The organism is Pseudomonas sp. HMWF006 (assembly GCF_003061205.1).
GTDB classification, from domain to species: Bacteria; Pseudomonadota; Gammaproteobacteria; order Pseudomonadales; family Pseudomonadaceae; genus Aquipseudomonas; species Aquipseudomonas monsensis.
Genome location: NZ_QAIU01000553.1, coordinates 6,427 through 7,471, shown reverse-complemented (window position 1 = coordinate 7,471; position 1,045 = coordinate 6,427). Strand labels below are relative to the sequence as shown.

Annotated in this window: 1 protein-coding gene and 1 pseudogene; both read right to left on the bottom strand. The window is 55.7% G+C overall.

Annotation, left to right across the window (positions count from 1 at the left end):
* Positions 1–365: endonuclease domain-containing protein (locus DBR24_RS24920; protein ID WP_146189118.1), on the bottom strand; the 365-nt coding region annotated here is incomplete at its 3' end.
* A gap of 369 nt (positions 366–734) precedes the next feature.
* Positions 735–1,045 (bottom strand): annotated as a pseudogene (locus DBR24_RS33670) (flavodoxin); the annotation flags it as partial.

The following is a 1,045-nucleotide window of genomic DNA, read 5'->3' as shown; positions in this document are numbered from 1 at the left end:
GGGGAGGGCATTTTTTTATTCGTCGCCATTCTCGTGATTTGCTCCAGTACATCTTCCATCTGCTGCATCACTTCAAGATTACTGAGCCGCATAACTTCAATGCCCTGACGTTCCAGAAAAAGCGTCCGACGTTGATCGTGGATCAGGCCCGCCGTTTCATAGTGTTGACCCCCATCCAGCTCAATCGCCAGCTTCAGCTCTACGCAATAAAAATCCAGGACGTAGGGTGGATACGGAAACTGCCTGCGAAATTTCAGATTGGCGATCTGCCGTGACCGAAGCTTTTGCCAAATCAATTGTTCGCAGTTGGTTTGGTTGGCGCGTAACTGGCGGGCAAACTGAGCGAGAGTGAGGCGATTTTGCATGCTTCACGATCCTTGTGAAGTGGCTGGAAATCTCACTGTAGCCGAGGACCCTCACCCCAGCCCTCTCCCGGAGGGAGAGGGAGCCTACGGAGTTGTGTCGAGTTGTACATCGACCTGAAAGACCGGGTCGATTATGGATTCGGTGAAGCACTTTAAGGTCGGTGTATTGCTACAGCATCCCGCGATCAGTCCCCTCTCCCTCCGGGAGAGGGGGCCTGCGGAGTTGTGTCGAGTTGTACATCGACCTGAACGACCGGGTCGATTATGGATTCGGTAAAGCACCTTCGGGTCGGCGTGTTTATCAGGCATCCCCCAATCAGTCCCCTCTCCCTCCGGGAGAGGGTTAGGGTGAGGGGTTCTTTGGTTGTGTCAGTACACGTCGCGGCGGTAGCGGCCTTGTTCGATCAGACGCTCGACTTCGGCTGCACCCAATACGTCGTTGAGCACTTGATCGACGCCGGAGGCCATGCCCTGCAGGCTGCCGCAGATGTAGATCACCGCACCCTCGGCCAGCCATTTTTTCAGTTCGTCAGCGGATTCGCGCAGGCGATCCTGCACATAGATCTTCTGCGCTTGATCCCGGGAAAACGCCAGGTCCAGTCGCGCCAGATCGCCATTGATCAACCACTCTTCCAGCTCTGCCCGGCAGAGGAAATCGTGTTCGCGATTGCGCTCGCCAA